At 65.7% G+C, this 23,193-nt stretch carries 22 protein-coding genes; 4 read left to right on the top strand and 18 right to left on the bottom strand.

The window, feature by feature from the left end:
- Positions 1–3: 3 nt before the first annotated feature.
- From AB8841_RS25165 to dxs, 3 genes are read right to left on the bottom strand one after another with little or no spacing between them, the layout of a single operon-like run.
- Complete coding sequence (locus tag AB8841_RS25165) at positions 4–1,260, bottom strand: class I SAM-dependent RNA methyltransferase (RefSeq protein ID WP_370438490.1); 1,257 nt, start codon at positions 1,258–1,260, stop codon at positions 4–6.
- Positions 1,253–1,981 (bottom strand): TlyA family RNA methyltransferase, encoded by a 729-nt coding sequence (locus AB8841_RS25160; RefSeq protein ID WP_370438489.1) that lies wholly within the window; start codon positions 1,979–1,981, stop codon positions 1,253–1,255. Before AB8841_RS25160 ends, AB8841_RS25165 begins: the two co-directional genes overlap by 8 nt.
- Positions 1,982–1,987: 6 nt before the next feature.
- Positions 1,988–3,904: a 1-deoxy-D-xylulose-5-phosphate synthase gene (dxs, locus tag AB8841_RS25155; protein ID WP_370438488.1), complete on the bottom strand. Its 1,917-nt coding sequence runs from the start codon at positions 3,902–3,904 to the stop codon at positions 1,988–1,990.
- Positions 3,905–4,043: 139 nt separating this feature from the next.
- Between dxs and AB8841_RS25150 the strand changes: the two genes are divergently transcribed.
- Complete coding sequence (locus tag AB8841_RS25150) at positions 4,044–5,288, top strand: O-antigen ligase family protein (RefSeq protein WP_370438487.1); 1,245 nt, start codon at positions 4,044–4,046, stop codon at positions 5,286–5,288.
- A gap of 9 nt (positions 5,289–5,297) precedes the next feature.
- Positions 5,298–6,500 (top strand): DUF563 domain-containing protein, encoded by a 1,203-nt coding sequence (locus AB8841_RS25145; protein WP_370438486.1) that lies wholly within the window; start codon positions 5,298–5,300, stop codon positions 6,498–6,500.
- Positions 6,501–6,640: 140 nt separating this feature from the next.
- Here AB8841_RS25145 and AB8841_RS25140 read toward each other — a convergent pair whose 3' ends face one another.
- From AB8841_RS25140 to AB8841_RS25110, 7 genes are all read right to left on the bottom strand, one after another.
- On the bottom strand, positions 6,641–6,889 hold the full coding sequence (locus AB8841_RS25140) for an exodeoxyribonuclease VII small subunit (RefSeq protein WP_370438485.1): 249 nt from the start codon (positions 6,887–6,889) through the stop codon (positions 6,641–6,643).
- Between the two features lie 37 nt (positions 6,890–6,926).
- Complete coding sequence (locus AB8841_RS25135) at positions 6,927–9,632, bottom strand: DUF2339 domain-containing protein (protein ID WP_370438484.1); 2,706 nt, start codon at positions 9,630–9,632, stop codon at positions 6,927–6,929.
- Positions 9,633–9,685: 53 nt separating this feature from the next.
- On the bottom strand, positions 9,686–10,204 hold the full coding sequence (locus AB8841_RS25130) for a tyrosine phosphatase family protein (protein ID WP_370438483.1): 519 nt from the start codon (positions 10,202–10,204) through the stop codon (positions 9,686–9,688).
- A 4-nt stretch (positions 10,205–10,208) separates the two neighbouring features.
- Entirely contained in the window at positions 10,209–10,799 is a 591-nt protein-coding gene (locus tag AB8841_RS25125; RefSeq protein ID WP_370438482.1) for a YfbR-like 5'-deoxynucleotidase, read from the bottom strand.
- On the bottom strand, positions 10,800–11,408 hold the full coding sequence (locus tag AB8841_RS25120) for a DNA-3-methyladenine glycosylase I (protein ID WP_370438481.1): 609 nt from the start codon (positions 11,406–11,408) through the stop codon (positions 10,800–10,802).
- A 192-nt stretch (positions 11,409–11,600) separates the two neighbouring features.
- Positions 11,601–12,056 (bottom strand): aminoglycoside 6'-N-acetyltransferase, encoded by a 456-nt coding sequence (gene aac(6') / locus AB8841_RS25115; protein WP_370439363.1) that lies wholly within the window; start codon positions 12,054–12,056, stop codon positions 11,601–11,603.
- Positions 12,056–12,691 carry an FMN-binding negative transcriptional regulator gene (locus AB8841_RS25110; protein ID WP_370438480.1) on the bottom strand — a complete coding sequence of 212 codons (636 nt, stop codon included), beginning with the start codon at positions 12,689–12,691 and terminating at the stop codon, positions 12,056–12,058. The genes aac(6') and AB8841_RS25110 overlap by 1 nt, the downstream gene beginning before the upstream one ends.
- A 320-nt stretch (positions 12,692–13,011) precedes the next feature.
- Here AB8841_RS25110 and AB8841_RS25105 point away from each other — a divergent pair, with 320 nt between their 5' ends.
- Positions 13,012–13,782: a calcium-binding protein gene (locus tag AB8841_RS25105; protein ID WP_370438479.1), complete on the top strand. Its 771-nt coding sequence runs from the start codon at positions 13,012–13,014 to the stop codon at positions 13,780–13,782.
- Between the two features lie 313 nt (positions 13,783–14,095).
- Here AB8841_RS25105 and AB8841_RS25100 read toward each other — a convergent pair whose 3' ends face one another.
- Both AB8841_RS25100 and AB8841_RS25095 read right to left on the bottom strand, forming a co-directional pair.
- Complete coding sequence (locus tag AB8841_RS25100; protein WP_370438478.1) at positions 14,096–16,048, bottom strand: PAS domain S-box protein; 1,953 nt, start codon at positions 16,046–16,048, stop codon at positions 14,096–14,098.
- Positions 16,049–16,152: 104 nt separating this feature from the next.
- Positions 16,153–17,046, bottom strand: coding sequence for a folate-binding protein YgfZ (locus AB8841_RS25095; RefSeq protein WP_370438477.1), 894 nt, complete (start codon positions 17,044–17,046; stop codon positions 16,153–16,155).
- Between the two features lie 75 nt (positions 17,047–17,121).
- Between AB8841_RS25095 and AB8841_RS25090 the strand changes: the two genes are divergently transcribed.
- Entirely contained in the window at positions 17,122–18,462 is a 1,341-nt protein-coding gene (locus AB8841_RS25090) for a dihydroorotase (protein WP_370438476.1), read from the top strand.
- Positions 18,463–18,592: 130 nt separating this feature from the next.
- On the opposite strand, the gene AB8841_RS25085 is transcribed toward AB8841_RS25090, so the two are convergent.
- From AB8841_RS25085 to AB8841_RS25060, 6 genes are all read right to left on the bottom strand, one after another.
- Positions 18,593–19,375, bottom strand: a complete 783-nt coding sequence (locus AB8841_RS25085; RefSeq protein WP_370438475.1) for a prephenate dehydrogenase/arogenate dehydrogenase family protein — start codon at positions 19,373–19,375, stop codon at positions 18,593–18,595.
- Between the two features lie 218 nt (positions 19,376–19,593).
- Entirely contained in the window at positions 19,594–20,250 is a 657-nt protein-coding gene (locus tag AB8841_RS25080) for a LysE family translocator (RefSeq protein WP_370438474.1), read from the bottom strand.
- Positions 20,251–20,605: 355 nt separating this feature from the next.
- Entirely contained in the window at positions 20,606–20,869 is a 264-nt protein-coding gene (locus AB8841_RS25075; RefSeq protein ID WP_370438473.1) for a hypothetical protein, read from the bottom strand.
- Positions 20,870–21,077: 208 nt separating this feature from the next.
- Entirely contained in the window at positions 21,078–21,635 is a 558-nt protein-coding gene (locus AB8841_RS25070) for a TIGR02301 family protein (protein ID WP_370438472.1), read from the bottom strand.
- Positions 21,632–22,081 carry an NUDIX hydrolase gene (locus tag AB8841_RS25065; protein WP_370438471.1) on the bottom strand — a complete coding sequence of 150 codons (450 nt, stop codon included), beginning with the start codon at positions 22,079–22,081 and terminating at the stop codon, positions 21,632–21,634. Before AB8841_RS25065 ends, AB8841_RS25070 begins: the two co-directional genes overlap by 4 nt.
- The gene (locus AB8841_RS25060; protein ID WP_370438470.1) at positions 22,078–23,187 is read right to left on the bottom strand and encodes a citrate synthase; all 1,110 of its coding nucleotides are present in this window, start codon (positions 23,185–23,187) and stop codon (positions 22,078–22,080) included. Before AB8841_RS25060 ends, AB8841_RS25065 begins: the two co-directional genes overlap by 4 nt.
- Positions 23,188–23,193 lie beyond the last annotated feature (6 nt).

Below are 23,193 nucleotides of genomic sequence, written 5' to 3'. Positions count from 1 at the left end.
GTCCTATTTGCGACGCGAGATCTTTGCGACGTCGCGCCTTAAGATGCCGACGACTTCGAGATGGGGCGAGTGCTTGAACTGATCGACCGGGATCACGCGTTCCAGGCGATAGCCGCTGTCCATCAGAATGGCGGCATCGCGCGCGAAGGTGGCGGCGTCGCAGGAGATGCTCACGACGAGCGGTACTTTCGAGGCGGCAAGCTGCTTGGCCTGCGCCTCCGCGCCGGCTCGCGGCGGGTCGAGCACCACCGCATCGAATGCGTTGAGTTCGGGCAGGAGAAGCGGACGGCGGAAGAGATCGCGCGTTTCGGTGGTGATGCGGCGCAGGCCCGGCGTCGCGCGGAAGGCCTTGTCGAGAGCCGTCATCGAGCCCTGATCGAACTCGACCGCGTGAACCTCCGACCTTTCCGCAAGCCGCAGGGCGAAAGGCCCGGAGCCCGAAAACAGATCGGCGACGCGTTTGGCGCGCTCGCAGGCCTGCGTCACGAAACGGGCAAGCGCTTCCTCGCCCAGGCGCGTGGCTTGCAGGAAGGACCCTGCAGGCGGAACGACGGATGCGCGTCCCATCAGGATCGCAGGCGGGCGGCGCTCCACGATCACGTCGCCATGGATCGACAGGCGTGAGAGATCGAGCCGCGCTGCGAGATCGATCAGGCTCAGGCGGTCAGCGTCCTTCAACGGCCCGTGCCCACGCACGTCCACATCGAAACCCGTCTGCGTGTTGGTGATCTGGATGTCGAGCGGCTTGCGGGCGGCCTTCAGATGCTCGCCGACGGCGCGTGCGATGACAGGAGCCTGCTCTTTCAGTGCGGGTTCGGCGATGGGGCAGAAGGCGATCTCGACGATCTGGTGGCTGCGGGCCGCCATGTAGCCCACATGCATGGCGCGATCCGGAAAGCGCACATGCAGCGTCACGCGGCGGCGACCCTCCCCATGGGCGTCGATCAGAGCGTCGATGGGAGCCTCGATCCGCGCCTGGCGCAGGGTGTGGGCGAGAGTCTCCTGTTTCCAGGCCTGATAGAAGCCGTGCTTCATATGCTGCGTCGCGCAGCCGCCGCATTCATCGTAATAGGGGCAGAACGGCGTTTCGCGCTCGGGCGACGGCACATCGACGCTGATCAGATCCGCGCGCGGGCCGTTGCGCTCGATGGTGACGGTCTCTCCCGGCAATGCCTTCGGCACGAAGACCGGACCGGACGCGGTTTCCGCGATACCGTCTGCTTTCGCGCCGAGGCGCTTGATGACAACCTGATCAGCCACGGTGGGCTCCCAATAAGAACTCGCGGTTGCCGTCTCCGCCCTCGATGGGCGAGGGGACGACCCCGTCGATTGCAAAGCCGAGCGAGGCGATGAAGGCGCTGATGTCGTCGCACACGGCGCGGTGTACGGCCTCGTCCCGCACGATTCCCTTTTTGACGTGACTGCGGCCCGCCTCAAACTGCGGCTTCACGAGAACCGCCATCGTCGCGCGCGGCTTCAGCAGGGCGACAGCGGCCGGCAGCACGAGCTTCAGGGAGATGAAACTCACATCCGAGACGAGAAGATCGGCAGGCTCGGGGATGATGTCTCCGGTGAGAGAGCGCGCATCCGTGCCTTCGAGGTTGGTGACGCGTGGGTCATCCGCCACCTTCGGGTGAAGCTGCGCATGCCCGACATCGACCGCGTAGACATGCGCGGCATCGCGCATCAGCAGCACGTCCGTGAAGCCGCCCGTCGAGGCGCCGATATCAAGGCAGATGCAGTTCTTGGGGTCGATGCCGAAGGCGTCGAGAGCCGCCGCCAGCTTCACACCGCCCCGTGAGACGTAAGGATGCGGCTGTGCGGCGGTGATGAGCGCATCGTCCGCCACCGCATCCGAGGGCTTCTTCACCACGGCGCCATTCACGGTGACGAGCCCGGCGGCGATCGCTTCCTGCGCTCGCGCGCGGCTCGTGAAGAAGCCGCGCTCGACGAGCACCACATCGGCACGTTTGCGGGTCATGGCGGATCAGGCTCGCGCCTGGCGGGGTTCTTCCTTGCCGAGGGCCTCGAAGACCTTGGTGACGATTCCTGCGGCGTCGAGGCCGGCCTTGGCGTACATGCGCTCGGGCTTGTCGTGGTCCTGGTAGAGGTCGGGCAGCACCAGGGTGCGCACCTTCAGGCGGCCGCGATCGAGCGCGCCCTGCTCGGCGAGCAGCTGCAGCACGAAGGCGCCGAAGCCGCCCATCGCGCCCTCCTCCACGGTCACCAGAACCTCGTGCTGGCGGGCCAGATCGAGGATCAGCGCCGTGTCGAGCGGCTTGGCAAAGCGGGCATCGGCCACGCTCGTCGACAGCCCGCGCGCCTCGAGCTCCTCGGCCGCCTTGAGCGCCTCGGCCAGCCGGGTGCCGAGCGACAGCAGCGCGATGCGGCTGCCCTGGCGCACCAGCCGGCCCTTGCCGATCGCCAGCGGCACGCCCTGCGCGGGCAGATCGACCCCGACGCCCTCGCCGCGCGGATAGCGGAACGCGATCGGGCCGGCCTCATGGGCCGCGGCGGTTGCCACCATGTGCACCAGCTCGGCCTCGTCGGCGGCCGCCATCACGACCAGGTTCGGCAGGCAGCCGAGATAGGCCAGGTCGAACGCCCCGGCATGGGTCGGCCCGTCCGCCCCGACCAGGCCGGCCCGGTCGAGCGCAAAGCGCACCGGCAGGTTCTGCAGCGCCACGTCGTGCACGACCTGGTCATAGGCCCGCTGCAGGAAGGTCGAATAGATCGCGCAGAACGGCTTGTAGCCCTCGGTCGCCAGGCCGGCCGCAAAGGTCACCGCATGCTGCTCGGCAATGCCGACATCGAAGGTCCGGGCCGGGAACTCCTTGGCAAACAGATCCAGCCCGGTGCCGGACGGCATCGCGGCCGTGATGGCGACGATCTTGTCGTCCTGGCGCGCCTGCGCGATCAGGCTCTCGCCGAACACCTTGGTGTAGGCCGGCGCATTGGCCTTGGCCTTGGTCTGCGCCCCGGTCACCACGTCGAAGGTGGCCACGCCGTGATACTTGTCGGCGGCGGCCTCGGCCGGGGCATAGCCCTTGCCCTTCTGGGTCACCACATGGACCAGGATCGGCCCGGTCTCGGCATCGCGCACGTTCTTCAGGATCGGCAGCAGGTGATCGAGGTTGTGGCCGTCGATCGGCCCGACATAGTAAAAGCCGAGCTCCTCGAACAGGGTGCCGCCGGTCCAGAAGCCGCGGGCGAACTCCTCGGCGCGCTGCGCCTTCTCGTAGAGGAACTTCGGCAGCTTCTGGGCGAGCTGCTTGGCGGTTTCGCGGATGCCGCGATAGGTGCCGCCCGAAACCAGGCGGGCGAGATAGGACGACATCGCGCCGGTGGGCGGGGCGATCGACATGTCGTTGTCGTTGAGGATCACGATCAGGCGCGAATGCAGGGCGCCGGCATTGTTCATCGCCTCATAGGCCATGCCGGCCGACATGGCGCCGTCGCCGATCACCGCGATGACGTTGTTGGCCTGGCCGGCAAGGTCGCGCGCCACCGCCATGCCAAGGCCGGCCGAGATCGAGGTCGAGGTGTGGGCGGCCCCGAACGGATCGTACTCGCTCTCGGCGCGCTTGGTGAAGCCGGACAGGCCGCCCGGCTGGCGCAGGGTGCGGATCCGGTCGCGGCGGCCGGTGAGGATCTTGTGGGGATAGGCCTGATGGCCGACATCCCAGATCAGGCGGTCGCGCGGGGTGTCGAAGACATAGTGCAGCGCGACCGTGAGCTCGACCACGCCGAGCCCGGCCCCAAGATGCCCGCCGGTCACCGACACCGCGCTGATCGTTTCCGTGCGCAGCTCGTCCGCAACCTGCCGCAGCTGCCCTTCCGAGAGTTGACGAAGATCCTCAGGGATCGTGATGGTGTCGAGAAGAGGTGTATGCGTTGCGCTCACGTAGTCACCAGAATCCAGGATGTCCTTCGCCGGGAGCCCAAGCTTGGCAGCGCCGTAAAGGTTGAAAGCATAGAAGCCAGATGATAGACGGCAGAAACAATATCCCAAGTCCCACGTCGGGAAGAGGATGCCGCTTCCGATGTTCTCCATCTCGTCCCGACTGACATATGCTGCTCTCTGGCTGCGAAAGCAACATGCGGGTCAGGATTGGCTCAATTCCGTCAGCGCGGCGGCTTTCCTCGTTTTCGTGGTAGCGTCCTTCTTCATCCCGGGGCATGCTCTTCCCGTCGGCGCGATCGTTCTAATGGCCATCCTGGCCTTGTTCAGCGGAGCCGGTGCAGCGGCGTTCACGCACAGCGCCTGGCTGGTTCTCTTCGGCGTTTTCTTTAGTGCGTGGGTTGCGCTCGGGGGCCTGATCGGCGGTCCGGGATACAACATATCCGATTTCTTCAATCTCGTGCTCCTGGGGGCGTTCTTCCTGTCCGTGGCCCAGGTCTCGCGCGCCTTGAGCACGAGGCAGATTCTGTCCGTCATCGCCATCGCCGGCGGGGCCAGCGCTTGCGCGGCCCTCCTGCTGCACATTGTCTCAGCCGACGATCTCTTCGATCGTCTGTTTCCCCTCGGACGGGGACGTAACCCCATTCCCGGCGCCGGTGGCTTCGCCGTCGCCCTGATCGCTTTCGCGGCATTATGGCTCGACCGCCCGCCCGTGCGCCGGGTTGCGTCCTTGCACCTGTTCCTGATCGTCACGCTTCTGCTGGGTCTGGCCTGGACCCAAAGCCGGGCCCCGATCATCGCTCTGGCATTGGCATTGCCGCTGGCTCTCTGGCTCAGCCGGCGTGGGGGGACGGCTGCCGTGCTTCTTGCCTGTGGCGGCATCTGGATCGCAATCACCGGCCTTGGCATGTTGGAGCCGATGATCAAGGCCATCATCTGCGACAGTGACGCCGATTGGTGCCGTCCGTCGTTCCGGAGCGAAATCTGGGGCTGGGTACGCGAGCAGATCGTTCTTCACCCCATGCTCGGGACCGGCCCGAGCTTTCGATTCCAGAAGACCTGGATGAGCCACCCTCATAACGGTCTCTTCGGGACCGCCATGTATTACGGTCTCATGGCCCTTCTGGCATTCTGGGCGATGATCGGGTTCTACGCCAGGCAGCTGACGCGGCAGGAGGACCGTTCGCTGCGCTTCTTCGGCCTGGCCTCGATCCTCTTTTCGTTCGGCTATATGGGAACGGATCTGTCGAATCCGTTCGCCTTCTTCAATATGCATTACCTCTTCCTCTGGTTGCCGCTTTTTCTGGTTCTGACCCCGAGCCAGGCGACGACCCGGAGGGAGGGGGGAGTTCCTTTACCCGGCACCGGTGAGCTCCGACAGATCTGACGGCACTCAATGGCAAGGCATCATTCGGCACTTCACCGCAAGTTCGACATCAAACCGATCGCCTTCCGGGTGATGAAGGGGTTGACCGGCCCTTATCCGGTGCTTCGAAAAGCCGTGTCCTTCTTCCCGGATTTCGGCTGGCCCACTGCGGAGAAGGTCGATCTCCGGGAGGACAGTGTCCGCTCCTTCAATCTCCTGCAGGAGCGTTACAGCCGCCAACGGGCCTTCGTGCGTTCTCATGATGTCGACGTCGTGAATGCACATTGCCGGTTCCCGGATCCGGACACGGCCCATCGGGTGATCGCCTTCGTGGCGGATGTCCTGGTCCCGGGCCATACGCTGACCCCGGTCGATTACGCCACCGGGAAACAGCTCGCCTTCGATACGACCGCCGACAGCAACTGGCACTTCGCCTATCCCGCCCCGGCAGCCTTCAGCACGCGGCATGTGAAGGGCGCCGTTGCCGCGATCCCGCCCTACAGGCACTACGGGCACCTGCTCACCGACGTGCTGATGCCTCTGGCCTATGCCCTTCACCGCGGGGCCCTCGCTCCCGGCGAGGCGCTCACCATCGTCACGGCCCGATCGGTCAACCCGATGGTGCAGAGCTTCATCGAAGGCTTGAGAGGAATCGGGGTTCCCTTAAGCCATGTGAAGCTCGCTCCGTGGGAGCGCGTCCATGCCAAGCGATACCTTTATGCACGCAGCCATTGCTGCAATCTCGAGCGGGTCTTCGCGACGCCCGAAGCGTTGGGGTATGCCCGCTCCGTCTTCGATGCGGCCTATGCGGACCGCCCGCGTCCGGAGGCCGCGCCCCGGATCTATCTCACGCGCGGCCAGACGCGACTTCGCCAGGTGACGGGGGAGGCCGAACTGATCGAAGGCTTGCGGGGTCGAGGGTTCAAGATCGTCGAGGCGTCCTGGTCTAACCATCACGAGCAGATCGACTGGTTTGGAGAGGCGCAAACCGTCATGGCCGTCCATGGGGCGGGTCTCGCCAACATTCTCTGGGCCCGCCGCCAGCCTCTGCTGATCGAGCTGATGGCCCAGAATGCCCGCAAAAGCACCGGCCTCCATTGGGCCGCCGAGGCGGGAGCGGATTACGAGCCGGTCGTCGGGGGACCGGAGGGCCCGAAGCAGGCCTTCAGCATCGACCCCGCAGCCGTTCTGCGGGAGGTCGATGCCATTCTCGAACGGCGTCCTGCGCGCTGATGCACAGGCGGAGCGTGGAATATTAGCGCATCGTTCCTGCGAAAAAGTGGACCCGGTTTTTCGCAGCAAGCGATGCGCTGTTCTATAGAGGGAGCATCGAATGGATCCCAAACGTGGAATCCACTTTTGGGTTCGATGCTCTAAGCGTCGACGTCCAGGGGCGCCGTGCCGGAGGCGGCACCGTCGGGGCCGATGGTGATTTTCTCGATCCGGGCCTCTGCCTTCTTCAGAAGCTGCTCGCAATGCTTCTTGAGGGCTTCCCCGCGCTCGTAGATGGCGATGGAATCCTCCAGCGGCACGTCGCCACGTTCGAGACGCCGCACGATCTCCTCCAGTTCGGCCAGGGCCTTCTCGAAGGGGAGGGTCTTGATGGAAGTGGTGTCGGTCATGCAGCTATCCGTCAAAAATCGTTGTCGTTCCGCCATCTCACGAAATGGCGGCATTGCTCGGCCGTCGGACGAGGAATCTCTGATAAACGAGGCCGATCCCGATGAGAACAAGCCCGAGGCCAATAAATGACAGGGCCCGCATCACGCCTTCCAGATTGGACAGGTCGACGATGAACACCTTCAGAACGGCCAGCACAAGATAGACCGCCGAGGCGATACGTGCAAAGCGGTTGCCGCGAAGGATTCCGTAACCCAAAAGCGCGATGCCGATGAGCAGCAGCGCCACGGAATAGCTCCATTGCTCCCCTTGGGCGAAGCCGCGCCAGAAAACGTCCAGCTTCGGCCCCTGGAAAATCCGCCGGATAGCCAGCCCGATATAGGCGCTCAGCAGAACGAGGCTCAGGATCGCGGAGGCCAGGGCATGGATCCAAGGTCTGGCGCGCTGCTCGGTCCATGCCAGTGCTCCCGCAAGGATCGCAGGCAGGAGATAGGTGAGGATCAGGCTGTTGAAGACGGTCCCGCCCGACACCGGATGCCCCGAGATGAGCGGGTTTTCGACCAGGAGAAGCCCGATGGCGGAGAGACCGAACGAGGCCGCCTTGAAGATCAGGGATCCCCATCGATAGACCGGATCGGGGCGCCGGACGCTCATCCGCGTGAGCAGGATCGCGAAGGCGAGACTCTCGGTCGCAACGAGGCCGGCTTCCAGCAGGCTGAAATCGGTCGCCAGCGGATCGCCCGCGTGGAGGGCATGGCGGATCTCGAAGAAGACCAGAAAGGCCGCGAAGACGATGGCGAGGCTCTCGGCGAGCTGGACGACCCGGTCGCGGCCGCTCCGCTCCAGCAGGCGTCCCGCCAGCCAGAAGGAGACGGCGGGAACCCCGTAGCCCCAGAGAAGCCAGTTCACGATCATGGGGCCTGGATCGCCGCCGACGATGGTGGGATCCCAGATCAGCCGTCCCAGCACGATGAGGCCGATGGCACCCACCGCATAGCGCAAAGCCGGGATCGCGATGCGCTCCGCGACCCAGGCCGTTCCGAGGGCCGACAGCGCGAAGGCAACGGTCAGCATGCCTTTCTCGAGTGCGAAAGTCAGGCCGAGCGCCACGGCGCCGAGAGCAGCCGAGGCGGTGGCCCCCAATCCGAGGCGGATGGCCACATCCTCGTCCGTTGCCCTGTGCCGCATGAGCCATTGGGCGGCAAGCACGAAGGCGAGGGCCAGAACGCCCGCCACGAGAGCGAAGGAGAGGCTGCGTTCGAACGCGGTCACACGCCAATAGGCGGCGACAAGGGCAAGGAGCGGACCGGCGCCCGCTGCCGCCGCATACCATGCGGCGACTGGAAGGCGCAGGCCCTGGGACCGCGCCAGCCGCCATAGGCTCGCTCCCGCGATCGCCGGTGGCAGGAGCGCCGCCAGGGTGAGATAGGTGTCGAGGGCGTAGGGGCGAACGGCGAAGACATCTCCATTCTGAGAGAACAGGTTCTCCGGGGCATTCCCGATCTCGCCCGCAAGGGGCCAGACCACCAGCGCCCCGGCCGCCAGAACGGCGCTGCTCGCAGCCGCCGCCGAGACATTGGCGATGCGGATGCCAGCGGCCAGGAGAACGAGCGCCAGGGCGCTCACGAAGACGGGCCGCCCGTCGCCCGTACCGATGGAGCACGTCACGAGGATTCCGGCCAGGGCGAAGGCGAGCAGGGCCACGCTGGCGGCTCTGTCGATCAGCGCCTCGTCGTCCGGCACATGGCGATAGGGATCGGCGGCAAGGAAGAAGGCGGCAAGGCCCGCCTGGAGCACCAGATGCACCATGGCCGGAAGCCCGTTCGCCTCGCGGATGAAGAAGATGGGCAGGGTCCATAGGAGCACGCCGGTCGCCGCCGCAAGCGCCAGCCAGCGCCAGAGCCGGAGCCGCGCGACGCCATAGGCGGGCAGGACCACGAAGGCGAGATAGACCACGAGCGCCCAGGGTTGCGGTTCGTCCGAGGAGACGAGGAGCGGGCTTCCCATGGCGCCGAGCAGGCCCAGGGCGGCCAGGGTCGGACCATGGAGCGTCGAGGCCACCATGGCGAGAACCGCGATGAGCCCGAGCGTCACGAAGGTCGCGCCGGGGCCGATGAGGCCGTAGAGAGCATAGGCTGCATAGGCCGACGCGAAGGCTGTGCAGATGCCCGCCGCCGTAAGGATGCTCGGAACGTTGGCGCTCGAAAATCCCGGCAGATCGAAGCCACTTGCGCGGCGACGCATCCATTCGCCGGTCCCGACGAGGGCGAGCGCGAACAGGATGCCGAGCACGATGCGGGTCCGAGGATCGAGCAGGTTCTGCTCGATGGAATAGCGGACGAGGAAGATGCCACCGAGGGCCAGGGCCACCCCGCCGACCCACACGGCCCAGCGGGAGCCGAGCGTTTCCTCCAGATCCTGGCGGGGCGGGGCTGGCCGGGCCGCAGCGGCGGAGATCGGTGGAACGGAGGTCGGCCTGACCTCCTCGGGCTCGGGCGGGGCGGCCGGCATCGGCTGGGCCGGGACCGGTTCCGCAGGAATTGCGGGGCCTTGCCCGGGGACTGCGTCGGAAGTCCCCCGCGACGCCCGGAGTTCCGCCTCGACCCGGTCCAGGCGCAGCAGAAGACCGCGCAGGTCCCGCCGCGACCGGTGCGCCAGGACCAGGGCGATGACGGCTGCAACAGGAGCGCCGATCCCGATGAGAACAGCCAGAAGAATGGCAAAGCCGATCAACGCGTCGTCCACGAAAGCCCCTCCGGATTCAGCTTCGGGGCAGCCCTCGTCCGGACGGAATCGCTCTAGCCCCTGTTAATCTGTAACATGAAGGGGGCCCCTTCCATAGCCTCCGCTCCCCGGCCGATGGCCCGGATAGCCTCCACCATGCGGCCCCGGCGTTCGAGGCGTTCGTCGGCGAGAGCCACGAAACGCGCATTGGGCGTGGCCGATGGGGCGGCTGCCCTTAAGGCAAGGGCAAGCTCGCCCTCGTCCCGCTCTGGCGCGAGAGCGCAGGCGGCGATATAGGCCGCCGCCGTCGAGCGGCTGATTCCCGCCCAGCAATGGAAGAGCAGGGGGGCGTCCCGATCCCAGGCACGCACGAAGGCGAGAAGCCGCTCCATGTGCTCGGGTCCGGCCAGCACATGCCCATCCATCGGCTCGACGATATCGCTGACGCCGATCACGAGATGACGGTCCGGCGGGATGATATCCGGCCGCTCCACGCTCGCGCCTACGCCTAGGAGGCTCACCATGTGGCTCGGGCCGACGGACGCGACCGTCTCCTTCAGCCTGGAGAGGGGACAGACATGGAGCGTCGGCATGGCGTCAAGCCAGAGCGGCGAGAACGCGCTCGCGGAAGCGATCCTCCGCCTCGGCCACGGGCCAGGGGTCGAGAAGCGCCTGAACGTCGCGGGGCATAGGCTCGGGGCGTCCGAAGAACCTGATCGCTTCTTCGCGCCCGAAGCCCGCGAGATGCGTCGCTTCGAGATAGGCGGCCTGCCGGTCAGCCTGCTTGATGAAGCGTTTCAGGGCGGCGCTCGGGGCCGCGGGCAGCCCGAAATGCAGGTGGATCGCGCCGAGCAGCCCCGCCTCGATGGCCTTGTAGGCGTCGCCGATCACGGCCTTGAACGGCGAGATGATGTCGCCGATCACGTATTCCGGCGCATCGTGCAGGAGCACTGCGAGGCGCGTCGTCCGCGGCATGTCCGGATCGAAATGATCGGCGATGGCCTCGACGAGAAGGCTGTGCTGCGCCACGGAGAAGATGTGCCCGCCGATGGTCTGGCCGTTCCAGCGCGCGACGCGCGCGAGGCCGTGCGCGATGTCGTCGAGCTCCACGTCGAGAGGCGAGGGATCGAGCAGGTTGAGGCGGCGGCCGGAGAGCATCCGCTGCCAGACGCGAGGTTCCTTCGCCATTCAGAGCGTCTCGGCGAGTGCTGCGCATTCCGCGTGGCGATAGCAGCCGACGAGATGGTCGTTCGCCATGCCGACCGCCTGCATGAAGGCATAGACGATAGTGGGCCCGACGAAGTTGAAGCCCTCCGCTTTCAAGGCTTTCGAGATGCGCCGCGAGACGTCCGTTTCCGCCTGGACGTGGCTGCGGCTGACCAGGTTGTTCTGAATCGGGCGGCCGTCGATGAAACCCCAGAGAAAGGCGGAAAAGCCCTTCCGCTCCTGAATGTCGAGCCATGCGCGCGCGCCCGCGATCGTCGCCTCGATCTTGGCGCGGTTGCGTACGATGCCCTTGTCGAGCATGAGCGCTTCCACATGCGACTGGTCGAACCGCGCGATCACGGCAGGATCGAAGCCGGCGAAGGCCTTCCTGAAATTCTCGCGCTTGCGCAGGATCGTGATCCAGGAGAGGCCCGCCTGGAACCCGTCAAGAATGAGCTTCTCGAAGAGGGCCCGGTCATCGAATTCGGGCACGCCCCATTCGGTGTCGTGATAGGCGACATAGAAGGGATCCGTGCCGGGCCACCAGCAGCGGTGCTTGTCGTCGGGGTGAAGGATCAATCCGTCGGTCATGGGCAAGGTGTAGCGGGCCTCGATGGAAACGGGAAGATCCGATAGCGCATCGTGCGGACCCAGCGGGCCGCGCCAGCGAAAAGTGGACCCGGTATTCGCTGACGCGGCCCTTCGGGTCCGCTCGCAACGATGCGCTCTTTCCAAGATGGGAGCATTGGATTCAATCCCAGAAGTGGATCCGATGCGCGGAGATTACCGGCGGGGGCCGAGCGGCTTGCGATAATAGACGACCCGCTCGGTCTCCTCGAAGCCTGCCGCCAGATGCAAGATGTGAGAGATCTGATTGTGAAGCTCCACATCTGAGGCCAGTTCCGCGCAGCCGAGATCCCGGGCCCATTTCTCGACTGCTTCGATCAGCAGGCGGGCAACGCCCTGCTTTCGAAAGGCCGGACGGACGTAGATTCCCTCCAGGAAGGCGACCGGGGACGTGGCGCATCCGTTCACGTAGTCATGACGGAGCGCCGCCTCTGCGAAACCTGCCGGCGCGCCACGTGCATCCTGCGCCAGGAAGGCCATGGCCTGGCCGGGATCTTCGAGAGCCGCCCGGGCTTCCAGGACGTGGTCCGCTACGGAGGTGTCCGGCCACAGTTCCCGTCGAAGTGCCGTCCAGGCGTCCAGGGTATGACAATCGCAAGGGACGATCTGCATCATATCCCTCGTGTCTCGACGAGATCGGCCATTTGAAGGGCAGGCTCGCCACCATCTTCACGCAGACCGGCGACAACGCCTTTGCGATCTGCTTGCGGCCTGTTCTGGCTCACCTTCCATTTGCCTTCGATGCGCGCGATCTCGATCTCCACGCCGATGATCCCCTTCAGTTGCGCATCCAGGAAATCGGAGGGCGCGTCGCTGACGGCCCACGGCTCGGGCCGTGTGGCCTCCCGGAGGGACGTCATGGCCGAGACCTGGTTCAGGAGCCAGGCGGGATCGTCGATGACCCGCAGGGTCCCATAGGCCTGAACGATGGCGTAGTTCCAGGTCGGCACGACCTTTCCGTGCGCGCGTTTGGCCTCGTACCAGGACGGCGTGATATAGGTTTGCGTCCCCTGGAAGACCACGAGGGCTTCCAGAGCCGGGTCGAAATCGCGCCACTGCGGATTGGCGCGGGAGAGATGCCCCCGCAGCGTGCCCAGCTGAGACGCCTCCTCATCCAGCATGAAAGGGATGGGATTGGCCGCGAGGCCTGTCTTCCCATAGGTCACGAGCAGGCCCAAGGGGTGCGCCCTGACGAGTGCATGCTGAACCTCGAGGCGATCCTCGCGAAAGTGCGGCGGCTGATACATGGCATACCCGTTTCGTGTCGTCGGAATGCTAGAGCATTTTTCGGCGAAGTGGATCCGGTTCGCCGTCCAAAAAATGCGGCACAGCAAAGAAAAGAGCTGATTCCACGCAAGTGGAGGCAGCTCGTGCCTTCCAAGGGCCGGACGGATGTGATTCCCGCCAGCGAGGCGGACGGAAACGCCATCCCGTGTGCAATCTCTCTGCAGGATGCGAGAGTGATCCGCATGGAGTACGGCCATTGCCCAACAGGCCCGCGGCCCCGAACCGGCTATAATCTCTCTACGGGGGCATGGCAGACACTCTGATTACGGGAGGGGATGACATGGCACGAGTCTTCGGCACCAGCCGCGGCGATCTGATTTCTCCGACGGAACATTCCACGGGCGTATCGGGCATCCCGTCCGCAACCGACCGGAACCTCATCTTCGGTGGCAGCGGTAACGATACCATCACGGGCGGGCGCGGGAGGGACGAGATCCATGCGGGCAATGGCGATGATACCGTGTCGGGCAGCTATTTCGTCATCGGAGACTCCGATTGGCTCTTTGGCGACGGCGGTAATGATCGCCTGTTCGGCAGTTCCGGCAGCGATAGGCTGTTCGGCGGCAATGGAAACGACACGCTCGTCGGCGGCGATATCGAATTCGACAATGGCAACGACTTCCTCAGCGGCGGCAACGGCAATGACGTCCTCGACGGGTCGAAGGGCTGCGATACCCTTTTCGGTGGCCGGGGCGAGGACACGTTCCGCTTCTGGGTCGGCGTCACCGGCCCAACCAATGTCTCCACGAGTGCTCCCGGCGAGGGCAGGCGGGACGTGATCCTCGACTTCGAGGACAGGAAGGATGTAATCGATCTCTCGAACTACCAGAACTTCCTCAGCCCCTTCCTCACACCGGGCGCTCCGAAGTTTCTCGGCACCGCTCAGTTCGACGACAGCACGGGCCTGCAGGTGCGCTACGATCATATCGGCGGGCACACGATCGTGCAGTTCCGCAGTGCTTCCGACCCGACCTGGAACCCGCCGATCATGGGTGAGATCGATCTCGTCGGCGTCCACCGTCTCACCGCCCACAGCTTCATCCTGGTCTAGAGCATCGTTCGAGTGGACCCGAAGGGCCACGTTCGTGAAAACCGGATCCACTTTTCGCGAGCGCGGCCAGCCGGGTCCGCACGATGCGCTGGTCGGTGACGGTGCTCCGTTCCCGCCGTGGTCTTTCACCATCATGGCCGGGCTCGACCCGGCCATCCAGGTCCTGGGAGCCACTGCGCCTCAAGGACGTGGATGCCCGGCACAAGGCCGGGCATGATGAGGGAGGGTATCGCAACGGACTCCATCATGGCCGCATTCGATGCGGCCACCCACGCTTTCATGAGGCGGCCGGGACAAGGCGATGGAGGGATGCTCAGGAGCTGGTCCGCAGGGTGCGGAGCTTGTCGGCCAGCTCCGTCCAGCGATAGGGTTTGCTGATGAAGGAGACACCCTCCTCGAATCCTTCCGAGGGCAGGGCCGACATGGGATAGCCGGACGCGAGCAGGACCTTGATGCCGGGCCTGAGCTCGCGAGCCTTGCGGGACAATTCGAAGCCGTTCATGCCGTTGGGCATGACCACGTCGCTGAACAGCACGTCGATGGGCACGTCCCGTTCGAGCACTTCGAGGGCCTGCGTCGAATCGGAGGCGGTCAACACGTCGTATCCGAGGCTGTCGAAGATCTCCGTGGCCACATCCAGCACGGCGGGCTCGTCCTCGACGATCAGCACGGTCCCGGCGGTGTCGCGGGTGGGCCTGATCGCCTCCGCGGAATCCTCTTCGCCTGGATCGCCCTGTCCGTCGCCATGGGAGGGAAGCAGCATGGCGATGATGGTGCCGCGACCCGGTTCGCTCTCAAGTTCGATATACCCGCCCGACTGCGTGATGAAGCCATAGACCTGGCTCAGTCCGAGGCCCGTGCCTTTGCCGATTTCCTTCGTGGTGAAGAAGGGCTCGAACACCCGCGAGGCGACTTCCTTCGTCATGCCGCAGCCGGTGTCCCGGACCGTCAGACGGACATAGGGACCGGGCGTGATGTTCTTGGCGGCGGCCCGCGGCCCGTCGAGAACGGTGTCGTCGAGTGAGATCGTCAGGTCGCCGCCCTCCGGCATGGCGTCGCGGGCATTGACGACGAGGTTGAGAAGGGCGGCCTCGAACTGGGCCCCGTCCACGCTGATCGTGCTGATGCGGGAGGGAAGGGAAAGCCGCAGTTTCACCATCTCGCCGCAGGCCCGGCGCAGGACTGCCTCGAAACCGACGATCAGCGCGTTTGGATCGTGCAGCGTCGGCTGGAGAGGCTGACGGCGGGAGAAGGCCAGAAGCTGCTGGGTCAGCTTCGCGCCCCGCTCGGCCGCGCGCTGCGCGCTTTCGATGAGGCGGGTCTCCCGGGCGCCGGTCACGTTGCGGGTCAACAGGTCCAGGTTGTTGACGATGATCGTCAGGAGATTGTTGAAGTCGTGCGCGATGCCTCCCGTCAGCTGCCCGACGGTTTCCATCTTCTGCGACTGGAACAGCGCCGCCTGAGCCTGGGCCAGCGCCTCCTGCGCGTCGCGGCGCTCGGTGATGTCGCGCGTGATCTTGGCGTAGCCGATCAGCGTTCCGAAGTTGTTGTAGATCGGGTCGATGAGGACGCTGGCCCAGAAGCGGGTTCCATCCTTGCGCACGCGCCAGCCTTCGGCCTCGAACTTGCCTTCGCGGGCAGCCGTCTCGAGAGCGCGCTGCGGCAGGTTCGTGGCGCGGTCCTCGTCCGTGTAGAAGCGGGAAAAGTGCTGGCCCCGAATCTCGTCTTCGGTGTAGCCCTTGATGCGCTCCGCTCCAGGATTCCAGTTTGAGACGTGGCCCCCGGGATCGAGCATGTAGATGGCGCAATCCGTGACGCCCTGCACCAGTAGACGGAAGCGCTCCTCGCTTTCCTTCAGGGCGTTTTCGACCTTGCGGCGCTCCGTGAGGTCGCGGGTGATCTTGGCGTAGCCCAGGAGGTTGCCACTGCCGTCCCAAATCGGGTCGATGACCACATGCGCCCAGAAGTGGGTGCCGTCCTTGCGCACGCGCCAGCCCTCGGCCTCGAACTTGCCTTCGCGGGCTGCCGTCTCGAGAGCGCGCTGCGGCAGGTTCGTGGCGCGATCCTCATCCGTGTAGAAGCGGGAAAAGTGCTCTCCGAGGATTTCGCTTTCGATATAACCTTTAAAGCGCTGTGCTCCGGAGTTCCAACTTGCGATGATCCCATTCGGATCAAGCATATAAATGGCGTAATCCGTGACGGCGTCGACAAGAAGCTGAAATCGTTCCTTGTCCCGCGCCGTCTCGTGCGCTCGTACAGCAATCATCGAGAAACCCTTGGAAAGGCGTCTCCGCGCATGACTTCCGGCGCGTGAGAGGTCCGTTCGCGGCTAACGCAGTTTCGATTGATCCGGTTCCTTGGAATGGACTCCTAAGCCGGTCCGACCCCTGACGAAGTAACATCTTCCCCTGGGTACGGAAAGCTCACCCAGTGCGGTTTTTCGAGATGGACGGGGATTCCTCCCGCCAGGATGGGGTGCCCGGCCGCCATGGCGTCGGCGGCGCGATCGAGGCGGATCATCAGGAGGCCTCGTCCCTCGACCCCCGTTCCGGTCTTGCCGAGCGCCTTGTTGCCGGCCGTCACCGCGACGCCGGTTTCTGCCGCGAAGCCGCCCTCGTAGACGGCGGGTACGAGGCGGGTCCGGGCCGTTCCCCGGTGCTGCATGCGGGAGACGACCTCCTGGCCCACATAGCAGCCCTTGTCGAAATCGACGCCGTGCAACTGATCCATCAGCGCTTCATGGGGGAAGGCGTCCCCGAACAGGAAGTCGCGCCCGCCCTCGGGCACGCCGAGTCCGATTCGGTGGGCGTGGTAGGCCGTGGCCGGAGCCTTGTCGAACTCGCCGGCGTCCTGCGCGGCCACGATGGCGCGCCAGCCGAGCTCGGGCAGGCGGGGGTCCTGCGCCACGAGGCCGACCTCGTCGTCGGGCTTGCTTTCGTCCCATCCCGCCACGATCGCCATGGTCTCCGACATGTCCTCGACCGTGACCTTGGCCCGCAGTTTGTAGAAGCGCAGACGCTTGGCGAGATCGGGGGCGAAGACCCTGAAGGTGTCGAGATAATAGCCCCCGCCGATCTCGTCCGGCGCCTGAAAGACGATGAAATCGAACAGAATCTTGCCCTGGGGCGTCAGCAGGGCGCCGAGACGCGGGGCCTCCGGCGTGACCCGGTCGAGGTCGCAGGTGACGAGGCCGTCCAGAAAACTCTTGGCGTCCTCGCCCGAAACCCTTACCACGCCCCGGTCGGCTAAATGGACTGACGGCATGTCCCGCTCCAGTTGCTCTTCACGACAGGCGTGACATATGCCCCCTTTGCTCCAGCCTCAAGGGATGAGATTGCCATGCCCCAAACCTTCGACCTGATCCTCAAAGGCGGCATCGTCGTCAATCAGGACGGGCGCGTCGAGCGCGACGTCGGCGTCCGGGCGGGGAGGATCGCGGCCATCGGCGATCTCTCGCAGGCCTCCGCGGGCCGGGAGATCGATTGCCGCGGCCTTCACATCCTGCCCGGTGTCATCGACACGCAGGTGCATTTCCGCGAGCCCGGCCTCGATCACAAGGAGGATCTCGAATCGGGCTCCCGCGCGGCCGTCATGGGCGGCGTCACGGCGGTTTTCGAGATGCCGAATACCGATCCGCAGACCACCACGCCGGAGACGCTCGCCGACAAGATCCGGCGCGGCCGACACCGCATGCATTGCGATTTCGCCTTCTGGGTCGGCGGCACCCACGAGAACGCGAAGGACGTCGCGGAGCTGGAGCGCCTGCCGGGCGCCGCCGGCATCAAGGTCTTCATGGGTTCCTCGACGGGTTCGCTGCTGGTGGAGGACGACGAGGGCATCGCGAATATCCTGCGCAACACCCGGCGCCGCGCCGCCTTCCACTCCGAGGACGAGGCGATGCTGCGCGCCCGCAAAGGCCTGCGCGTCGAGAACGATCCGCGCTCCCACCCGGTCTGGCGCTCGGCGGAAGTGGCGCTCGCCTGCACGCAGCGCCTCGTGCGCATCTCGCAGGAGACCGGCGCGCGCATCCACGTGCTCCACGTCACCACGGCGGAGGAGATGGTGCTGTTGAAGGACTACAAGGATCTCGTCTCCGTCGAGGTCACGCCGCACCATCTGACCCTGGCGGGGCCCGAGGATTACGAGCGCCTCGGCACCTATATCCAGATGAACCCGCCCGTGCGCGACGAGCATCATCGCGCCGCAATCTGGCAGGGGCTCGACGAGGGCATTGCGGACATTCTCGGCTCCGATCACGCGCCGCATACGCGCGAGGAGAAGGACAAGGCCTATCCGAACACGCCTTCCGGCATGACGGGCGTGCAGACGCTCGTCCCGATCATGCTCGATCACGTGAACGCGAGTAGGCTCACGCTTGAGCGCTTCGTGGACATGACGAGCGCGGGACCCAAGCGCCTCTTCGGCATCGCCCGCAAGGGCCGCATCGCGGTGGGCTACGACGCGGATTTCACGGTGGTCGACCTGAAGCGCACCGAGACCATCACCAACGACTGGATCGCCTCGAAGTCCCAGTGGACCCCCTACGATGGCAGGCGGGTCACCGGCTGGCCCATCGGCACCATCGTGCGCGGTCACGTGGTGATGTGGGACGGCGGCCTCGAGACGCCGTCGCAGGGGGAAACGGTGCAGTTCGACGAGACGGTGGGCGCGGCGCGTTAGAGCATCGGACGTGAAAAGTGGGCCCACTTCTGGGATCCAATCCGATGCTCCAGTCCTTGAACGTCGCATCGTGCTCGCGAAAAACCGGAGCCACTTTTTCGCACGATGCGCTAGATCGGCGCCGCTGACCTCAGAGGGCGCTGCTGTTGGCGGGATAGCCGAAAGGCTGCAGCACGTCCCGCGTGGCGTTCGTGAACGACTGCATCACGGCGCCGGCGAACGGATTGTCGGCAAGGATCGTGCGGAACAGTCCGTCGGAGTCGTGACGCACCATGCCGATCATGGATTCGAGATGCGCGTAGGTCGTCGTCTTGTGCTCCAGGGGCGGCACGTCCATGGCGAGCACGATCCGTGAGATCAGGTGCGTGAGGCCCTGCACATAGGCCATCTGCCGGTCGTGCTCCTCGGCCGCCATGCGCGCGGCGGAAAGTTCCAGGCGCCTGCGCAGGAAACGTTCGACGAGAGCGCCTCTGCGGCCCCGCGCCGGACAGACCGCGATGCGCAGTCCCGCGATCCCGTCGCGGCCGCTCTGCGGGCCGAAAAGGGGATGCGTTCCGACGATCTCGGCATGGGCGGGAAGCTCCTCCTGCAGAATCGCGAGCGGCTTCACCTTCACGGAGCAGACATCGATCACGAGCGCTCCGGGCTTCACGTGCGGCGCGACGGCGCGTGCGACGGACCGCAGATGACGGAACGGCACGGCCAGAAGCACGATGTCCTGCCCGGCAGCGCTCGCGAGGTCCGCGGCGACGACGCCGTGCCGCTCGCAGACGAGATCGAGATCAGGTCTCGGATCGAAGACGCAGATCTCGAAGAAGCGCCGCAGATGCGGGATGCAGAATTCTCCGAAGGCGCCGGCGCCGATGAGGGCGAGGCGGGGCCTGTCGGACGGGAAGGGAGTAGGGCGGCTCATCCTATGGTCCTCGGTGGTGTTTGGGACCGCCGCGAGGACGCCATCTGGAAATGAAAACGCCGCCTCGCGGCGGCATCATTTCGACAGTAACAATCGACCCGTGCCGCTCCTATGAAGACGGCGGATAATACGAAAAAGCGATGTGGCGGATCGAGGTCATGCGCGCATCATGGCGAGTTTCAGCACCAGGTCAAGCCCGTCATCGACCCTTCCTCGCATCAGCGCCGAAGCGGCGGCGCTTCGCCAGTCAGGGCAAGGCGCAGCCCGAGGGCAATCATGATGATCCCGGCGCATCGCTCCTGCCAGGCGATGAGGGTCGGCCGCCGCGAGATCCAGTTGCCGATCGTCCCGGTTCCCAGGGCGACGGTTCCGAGAATCATGAAGGCGGACATCTTCTGGACGGCGCCCAGGAAAAGCAACTGCGCCGTCACGGACCAGCCGTTGGCCGGATCGATGAACTGGGGAAGGAAGGCCAGCATGAAGATCATCGTCTTCGGATTCGTCAGGTTGTTGATCATGCCCTGGCGGAGTGCGGCAACGGCCGAGATCGGTTGCGCCGTCGCCCGCATGGACGCGCGCCTGCCGAGGGACCCGACGATGAGCTTGGCGCCGAGCCAGACGATATAGGCGGCTCCCGACCATCGTAAAAGGTCGAAGGCGAGGGGCGAGGCCTGAAGCAGCGAGGTTACGCCCAGGGCCAGAAGCGGAAGCTGGACGAGACCTGCCAGCACGGTCATGCCGATGGCGGTCAGGAGGGCGGTGCGCCGGCCCTGGCCGATGCCACGGCTGAGCAGAAGCATCATGTCGGGGCCCGGCGCGAGCTGAAGCGTCACCACGGCCGTGTAGAAGGTCAGGAAGGTCGGAAGATTGGGCATGACGGGTCTCTCGACACCCGGTTGAACAGAGCGTCGATGTTGCGGAGTTGCGCAATGTTATACAGATTGCGCAGGCCAGTCACGAAGTCTTTCGAAATTTCAGGCGCGTGAAAACGCTCCGGCCGGGGACCTACCCCTTTGCGGCGCAGCGGTTCGAAAGACGTGGGTGGCCGTGACGAGCACGGCCATGACGGAATGCTTGTTGTTATGCTCTCCAGCGTCATGCACGGCCTTGAGCCGGGCATCCACGTCTTAGCGCATCGGCCAGGTCATCGAATTCACGTCCGATGCTTTAACTTTTTGATTTCGGGCATCTTTTCACGCAAAACCGGTTCCCACTTTTGCGTTCGATGCTCTAATGTTTGAGCGAGCCCGCCATCGAGAATGCGCCGCTGCGGATCTTGTCCGCGAGCGTCGAAGCATACTCCGCAACGGCGTCCTCGCCGTAGGTCGCGACGAGTTCGCTGAAGGCCGCGAACAGGGCCGCCTGGGCCATGCAGTCGGCGTCAAGCCCGTCGAACTCGGCCTCGGCGAAGGCTTCGGTGACATAGCTCAGGGCAGCCTGCTTGATGGCGCTGAGTTCGGGCAGTTCGGTGAGAGGGACGTCGTTATCGTTCATGAATCCATGCCCCTTGAGGGGCGGCGCGGGGGATCGGTTGATTCGACCTTAGGACATCGCGCCGTCCGACAGCCAGCATCTCCTTGCGAAGAGGTTAATGCGAGAGGACCGTACTCGAAAAATGTGGATAAAACCCTTTGCAGATAACGGGCTTATCGCCGCACTCTCCGACTGGAGGGGGTCGAGAGCGTCCAGGCACGACGGCCGATCAGCCGCCGTAGCGTCCGGTGATGTTGCGGGCGAGCTGCTCGCCCTCCCGAATGAACCGGGTCGAGGCTTCCTGGGCCGAAGGGGTGCAGACGTGGTAGGTGAGGGCATAGGCCTGGTAGCCTTTGTTGTAGGCCCCAGCCAAGCGTTCGCGGCGGCCTTGCGTAGTGCCTTCCGTCTCGAGCAGGATCTGCATGCGCCGGCCCCATTCGCCGCCATCGGGCGCGGTACAGAGCGGGCGCAGCATGGCGAGCGCGCCCATGATCTCGGCGAGCCGCAGCAGCTCCTTTTCATAGGGAGCGGGTGGCGGTTCGGCCGCGGGAGCGGGCGCGGCCTGCTGCTGGTTGGACTGCGGCTGGGGCGCCGTCTGCTGCGGCCGCCGTTGTTGCGGCTGCGGGCGCGGGCGGTATTGCGGCGGTGGTGCCTGGTAGCCTTGCCGAGGCGCGTTCGGGTCCCGAGGGGGGCCGAACAGGCGCTCGAAAAAGCCCTGTGCCGCTCCCGGCTGCACGGAGGCGGGAAGCATGGCGAGAGCGATGAGCAGAGCGACGACGCGCTTCATGGACGCGTGTCCCCGCGGGCGATCCTGAAGGCCTGCTCCAGAATCCCGCCGAGTCCCGCCGTCATGGGCAGATCCGCAATATCCCGTTCCGTAACCCAACGGATGTCCTTTGCTTCCGGTCCTGTCTGGGGTTCGCCGGAGACCCAGCGCGCGGCATGGGCGGCGATGACGACATGATGCTTTATATGGCCTCGCCCGTCCCTTTCAATGAATTCCACGGGCGCAAGGAGCCCCATGATCTCCGCTTCGACGCCGACCTCCTCGCGCAGCTCCCGGAGGGCCGCCTCGACGAGCGTCTCTCCGGCTTCCACCATGCCGCCCGGCAGGGAATAGAGTCCCTCGCCCGGCGGCTTCCCGCGGGCGGCGAGCAGGATGCGCCCGTCGCGGATCACCGCCACCGAGGCGGCCAGGATGGGGCGGGAGGGGTATAGGCGGTCATCCGTCATGGCGATGGTGGCCCCTCGTCCACGCTGTAGCGGGCGCGGGGCCGGATCAGTCGGGCCTGGCTGCGCTGCTCGATGGCGTGAGCCAGCCATCCGGCGCTCCTCCCGACAGAGAAGAGGGTAAAGGCCGTCCCACGCGGGAGTCCATAGGCGCGCTCCAGCATGACCAGGGCGGCATCGACGCTGGGCGTTCCGCCCGCGGTATCCGCGATGGCCCGGAGGATCGTTCCATCGCAGGCGAGCAGCGGCACATTCTCGAGAATGGCCGCAGTCCGGGGGTCGCCCTCGGGATAGAGCCGGTGCCGGAAATTCGGAACGGGGACCTTGTCGGGTGCTTCCAGGAAGGCTCTCACCCGCTCGGTCATGCCGCCGTGATAGGGGCCGCTCAGGGCGGCGAGCCCGGAGATCACGGCGTTGCGCAGGGACGCGCCGGTCGAGGCCGTGACCCGCACCGCGAAGGCGGAGGAGCTGAGTTCGTGGTCGGCGCAGAGGACGAGTGCCCGGCGGATCGCTTCGGATGCCTGCGGCGCCTTCCAGGCGCGGGCCAGATGCAGATGCAAAGGCTCCAGCCCCGGATCGGCCCCGCTGGCCGCAGCCGCCATCAGGCGCAGGATCGCCGCCACCTCCACGATCCGCATCTCCTTGGGGACGGGTTCCGAGAGGAGGCGCATGGCGTTCGAGATGAATGCATGCATGCCGCCTGCGGGTGCGGGAAGGTCGCGAGGCAGCCGGGAGGGGAGGCGGAACGCTTCGTCGGGAAGGCCGCCGATCAGCAGGAGCGCCGTGTCCTCCAGGGTTGCGGCCCGCGCCCAGCCGAGGGCGTCGTGTCCGCGATAGAAGAGCTGTCCGTCCTTGATCCGGGTGATGCTCGTCTCCAGCACCGGGAGGCCCCAATCGAGAGCGGTTGCCGCAGCGGCAGTCGGGCGGCGGAACCGGGTCTTGCGGGCGACGAGGGCCTCGACGTCGTCGAGGGCATAGAGCCGCTGGCGGGGATCGTGAGGCGAGGAGAACGACCGGATCAGACCCCGGCTCACATAGGCATACAGGCTCGACCGACTGATCCCGAGACGGGAGGAGGCTGCTTCGGCGGAGGTGAGTTCGATGCCCATATGTTG

This window comes from Microvirga sp. TS319, assembly GCF_041276405.1.
In the GTDB taxonomy this organism is placed as follows: domain Bacteria; phylum Pseudomonadota; class Alphaproteobacteria; order Rhizobiales; family Beijerinckiaceae; genus Microvirga.
The sequence above is the reverse complement of the archived record's forward strand: the minus strand, read 5'-3'. Positions and strand labels throughout refer to the sequence as shown.

Excerpts from the sequence above, each read along its gene's own strand:
- AB8841_RS25075 (WP_370438473.1), bottom strand. The coding sequence starts at position 20,869 with ATGAACGATAACGACGTCCCTCTCACCGAACTGCCCGAACTCAGCGCC.
- AB8841_RS25105 (WP_370438479.1), top strand. The coding sequence starts at position 13,012 with ATGGCACGAGTCTTCGGCACCAGCCGCGGCGATCTGATTTCTCCGACG.
- AB8841_RS25140 (WP_370438485.1), bottom strand. The coding sequence starts at position 6,889 with ATGACCGACACCACTTCCATCAAGACCCTCCCCTTCGAGAAGGCCCTG.
- AB8841_RS25130 (WP_370438483.1), bottom strand. The coding sequence starts at position 10,204 with ATGCCGACGCTCCATGTCTGTCCCCTCTCCAGGCTGAAGGAGACGGTC.
- AB8841_RS25100 (WP_370438478.1), bottom strand. The coding sequence starts at position 16,048 with ATGATTGCTGTACGAGCGCACGAGACGGCGCGGGACAAGGAACGATTT.
- AB8841_RS25090 (WP_370438476.1), top strand. The coding sequence starts at position 17,122 with ATGCCCCAAACCTTCGACCTGATCCTCAAAGGCGGCATCGTCGTCAAT.
- AB8841_RS25070 (WP_370438472.1), bottom strand. The coding sequence starts at position 21,635 with ATGAAGCGCGTCGTCGCTCTGCTCATCGCTCTCGCCATGCTTCCCGCC.
- AB8841_RS25065 (WP_370438471.1), bottom strand. The coding sequence starts at position 22,081 with ATGACGGATGACCGCCTATACCCCTCCCGCCCCATCCTGGCCGCCTCG.
- AB8841_RS25085 (WP_370438475.1), bottom strand. The coding sequence starts at position 19,375 with ATGAGCCGCCCTACTCCCTTCCCGTCCGACAGGCCCCGCCTCGCCCTC.
- AB8841_RS25060 (WP_370438470.1), bottom strand. The coding sequence starts at position 23,187 with ATGGGCATCGAACTCACCTCCGCCGAAGCAGCCTCCTCCCGTCTCGGG.
- AB8841_RS25110 (WP_370438480.1), bottom strand. The coding sequence starts at position 12,691 with ATGTATCAGCCGCCGCACTTTCGCGAGGATCGCCTCGAGGTTCAGCAT.
- AB8841_RS25095 (WP_370438477.1), bottom strand. The coding sequence starts at position 17,046 with ATGCCGTCAGTCCATTTAGCCGACCGGGGCGTGGTAAGGGTTTCGGGC.
- AB8841_RS25120 (WP_370438481.1), bottom strand. The coding sequence starts at position 11,408 with ATGACCGACGGATTGATCCTTCACCCCGACGACAAGCACCGCTGCTGG.
- AB8841_RS25160 (WP_370438489.1), bottom strand. The coding sequence starts at position 1,981 with ATGACCCGCAAACGTGCCGATGTGGTGCTCGTCGAGCGCGGCTTCTTC.
- AB8841_RS25080 (WP_370438474.1), bottom strand. The coding sequence starts at position 20,250 with ATGCCCAATCTTCCGACCTTCCTGACCTTCTACACGGCCGTGGTGACG.
- AB8841_RS25145 (WP_370438486.1), top strand. The coding sequence starts at position 5,298 with ATGGCAAGGCATCATTCGGCACTTCACCGCAAGTTCGACATCAAACCG.
- AB8841_RS25125 (WP_370438482.1), bottom strand. The coding sequence starts at position 10,799 with ATGGCGAAGGAACCTCGCGTCTGGCAGCGGATGCTCTCCGGCCGCCGC.
- AB8841_RS25150 (WP_370438487.1), top strand. The coding sequence starts at position 4,044 with ATGTTCTCCATCTCGTCCCGACTGACATATGCTGCTCTCTGGCTGCGA.